Origin of the sequence: Actinoplanes sp. NPDC048791 (genome assembly GCF_040650095.1) — a bacterium.
In the GTDB taxonomy this organism is placed as follows: Bacteria; Actinomycetota; Actinomycetes; order Mycobacteriales; family Micromonosporaceae; genus Actinoplanes.
In genome coordinates this window covers 1-3214 of sequence record NZ_JBEZGQ010000958.1, presented here as the reverse complement: position 1 = coordinate 3214, position 3214 = coordinate 1, and the positions used below count along the sequence as shown (strand labels likewise).

At 73.4% G+C, this 3214-nt stretch carries 4 protein-coding genes and 1 pseudogene; 4 read left to right on the top strand and 1 reads right to left on the bottom strand.

Annotation, left to right across the window (positions count from 1 at the left end; genetic code table 11):
- Positions 1-188: 188 nt before the first annotated feature.
- Entirely contained in the window at positions 189-713 is a 525-nt protein-coding gene (locus tag AB0C29_RS40435) for a tetratricopeptide repeat protein (RefSeq protein ID WP_360832233.1), read from the bottom strand.
- Positions 714-842: 129 nt separating this feature from the next.
- Between AB0C29_RS40435 and AB0C29_RS40430 the strand changes: the two genes are divergently transcribed.
- From AB0C29_RS40430 to AB0C29_RS40415, 4 genes and pseudogenes are all read left to right on the top strand, one after another.
- Positions 843-1301: a hemerythrin domain-containing protein gene (locus AB0C29_RS40430; RefSeq protein WP_360832230.1), complete on the top strand. Its 459-nt coding sequence runs from the start codon at positions 843-845 to the stop codon at positions 1299-1301.
- Between the two features lie 37 nt (positions 1302-1338).
- Positions 1339-1689, top strand: coding sequence for a hypothetical protein (locus tag AB0C29_RS40425; RefSeq protein WP_360832228.1), 351 nt, complete (start codon positions 1339-1341; stop codon positions 1687-1689).
- A gap of 150 nt (positions 1690-1839) precedes the next feature.
- Positions 1840-2814: a hypothetical protein gene (locus tag AB0C29_RS40420; RefSeq protein WP_360832225.1), complete on the top strand. Its 975-nt coding sequence runs from the start codon at positions 1840-1842 to the stop codon at positions 2812-2814.
- Between the two features lie 20 nt (positions 2815-2834).
- Positions 2835-3214: pseudogene (locus AB0C29_RS40415) on the top strand (hypothetical protein); the annotation flags it as partial.

The following is a 3214-nucleotide window of genomic DNA, read 5'->3' as shown; positions in this document are numbered from 1 at the left end:
GTTGGGAAATGACCGGAAGCGCCAGTGCCCGCAAGTGCCCGCCAGTGCCCGCCGGTCGCCGCACGCCCGCCCGGTCGCCCGTCGGCCGGTCGCCTGGTCGTTGGCCGGAAGGAGCGGACCTCGGCTTGAGGAGGTTGAGGTCGGCTTGAGGATGCGGAGGTCGGCCTGAGGATGCGGAGGTTGGCCGGTCAGGAGCGGACGTCGGATTCCGGGTCGGCGGCTGGGTCCGGTTCCAGCAACAGCCGGGCGTAGTTCTCCATCGAACGCTGATAGCGCGGCAAGTGCGCCGCCAGAGCGCCCACCGCGATCCCCACCGCCTCCCGCTCCCGCCCGGCGTCCGCCAGCGACAACGCCAGCACCGCCTTCACCGCATCGTCGAGCTCGTCCGAGCCAGCAGCCAGCTCCGCGGTCAGCAGCGTGACGCTTTCCGGGGCCTCGCCCAGCTCCCGCAGCGAACTCGCGAGCTGAATCACGGCCTGCCGACGCCGGCTACCGGACAGCCCGCCCGCCAGCGCCTCCCGGTAGAGCGGCACTGCCTGGCCGGTGCGCCCGACGGCGTCCAGTGAACCGGCCCGTTCGAAGAGCCCGACCGGGTCGTCCGGGGCGAGCTCGCCGGTGAGCCGCTCGACCAGCTGCAGGAAGCGCGCCTCTTCGAGTGAGTCAAACGCCGCCCACGCGCCGTCCATCCGGCGCTCCCAATCCGGTGTGATCATGGATCCAGCCTCGCACGGCGGGTGGCTTGACGCGGCCCGGCGCCGGCTGATCGGATGGTCATAGCGTCGCAGTGCACCCGGCCAGGAGACCGCCGCGGGCATGGAGGCGCCGGACCATGGGACAACTCCGTGGACAGTGAATACTCCCGGTTCCGGGCGTACGGACAGCAGTTGATCGAGATCCACATCGGCCTGCGCGACATGCTCGCCGATCTGCGGGAGGGCTACGTCCCCGACGCCGAGCTGGGCGTCCACTGCCTCGCGTTCTGCGCGGCGGTCACCCGGCACCACACCGGTGAGGACACCGGTGTGTTTCCCCTGCTCGCCGAGCGCCATCCCGCCCTGCGCGCTTTCCTGGCCGAGCTGGAACGCGACCATCAGGTGATCGCCGGCATGCTGACCAGGGTGAGCACGCTGAGCGGGCAGCTGCGCGACGGGCACACGGCTGCCCGGACCGCGGCGATCCAGAGTGAGCTGGACGGGCTCGCCGCCGTGCTCGAGACGCACTTCATCGGCGAGGAGAAGCGGCTGGTCGCCGTACTGGACGCCCTCGACCCTTCCGAGGGATTGACCGGTCTCACCGCCTAGGCCCAGCATTGCCCTACGCGACCGCAAGGGAGTGCGTGTGGGTGCTTCGTCTCGGCGGGCCGAGCTGCTCGAACGTCAGCGGGAGCTGCGCGCCCGGCACGACGCGCTGGGCGGGCTGGGCGCGGAGCCGCCGTACGACGCCGGGCAGCTCGATCGGGTCTTCGCCGGCACCGATGAGCTGATGACGGTGGTCGACGAACTCGCGGCCGACGCCGCCCAGCGCCGGCTGATGCTGACGTTCGTGCTGCTCGGCGTGGCCGCCCTGGCCGCCGTGCTCGTCGCAGCGAGTGTGCTGCCCGCCTGGGCGCTGCTCGGCGTCGTGGTCGTGCTCGCCGCGGCGATCGCTCTATGGCTCACCACCCGATCCGTGCCGGGGACCGGCCCGTGAGCGCCGCCGCGCTCCTGGCTGCGCGAAGCGCAGACCACCCAAAGCCGTGCCGGGGGGACGGGCCCGTGAGCGCGTATGCGCTCACCGTCCGGAGGACGGGCCCATGAGCGCCGACGCCCTCACCGCCCGGGCCGTGCCGGGGATAGGCCCGTGAGCGCCGACGCCTCCGGTGACCTGGCCCGGGTCGCCGCCGGGCTGCGCCGCGAGATGGGCAGCAAGGTCAACACCTTGCGTGTCCAGCTCACCCAGGAGCTGCAGCGGATCGACAAGAACGCGGAGAGGCGCGCCCGGGAGGCCCTCGCGCGTTTCGATGCCACCGACGCCCGGGTGGACGCCCTCGTCGCGGAGCAGGCCGAGTTGCGCCGGCACGTTGAACGCAAGCTGCGCGAGTACGCGACCCGCGTGGTCCGGCTGGAGGGGGAGATCCAGCAGGTCGAGGGGCTGCTCCGCCGGCAGCAGGGTCAGGTCCCGGTCGATCTGGACACCGTGCCGGCCGAGCTGGCGCCGCTGGTCGCGGATGTCCGGGCGGCCGAGCAGGTCCGGTCCACCATCATGGACGATGCCGCGGTGGCGCTGCGCCGGCAGCGGATCGAGCGCTTCGAGCAGGACGAACGCCGGCTCGCGGAGACCCGGCAGCGGGCGCTGGGCGTCAGCCGTTCGCTCGCCGTCCGCAAGGCCGGTGGGTGGGCGTTCCGGCGCGCGGCCGCGGCGTACCGGTCGGAGCGGGCCCTGATGGACGAGCAGGAGGCGGAGGTCGCGGCGGCGCGGGTGCAGCGTGATGAGGCGGAGCAGGAGCTGCATCGCGACGCCGCGCAGCAGCGGGCGTACAGCGCGCATCCGGGCGCTTCGGTCGCGGACCGGCTCGCCGCGCACGTCCGGGACCGGATCGACGCCGCGGTCGCCGGCTACGAGCTGTTCCCGCCGTGGTTCACGAACGTGCTCGGGCACCGGCCGCTGCCCGCCCGGGCCACCGATTGGCGGGAGGTCGCGGTCCAGGTGGTGCTCTACCGGATCACCCATGGAGTCACCGACCGGGTGGCGGCCCTGGGCCTGGAGCCGGAGAACGGCCACCGCGCCGCCCAGCACCGCGCCGTCCGGACAGCACTGCGGCAGCTCGACGAGTGACCGGACGGCACAATCGCCGGATGAACGACGCTTGGACGCAGGCCGGTAGCCGGGTCCGCTTCGACTGGGGTCCGGCCGGGGCGGACGCCGTCAGCCCCGGTGCTGCCCTCGTCGCCGTGGTCGACGTGCTCTCCTTCACCACGGCGCTGACCGTCGCCGTCGAGCGGGGGATCGCCGTGCTGCCGTACCGGTGGGGTGACGACTCGGCCGAGCGGGTCGCCCGGGAGCATCGCGCGGTGCTCGCCGTCGGGCGCAGGCGGGTGGTGCGGCCGGGCCAGGTGAGCCTGTCGCCGGACAGCATCCGGCGCAGCACCGGGATCGAGCGGCTCGTGCTGCCCTCACCGAACGGCGCGACGATCTCGGCCCGGCTGGCCGAGTCCGGCGCGACCGTCGTCGGTGT

Coding starts and splice junctions, on each gene's coding strand:
- AB0C29_RS40435 (WP_360832233.1), bottom strand. CDS start 713: ATGATCACACCGGATTGGGAGCGCCGGATGGACGGCGCGTGGGCGGCG.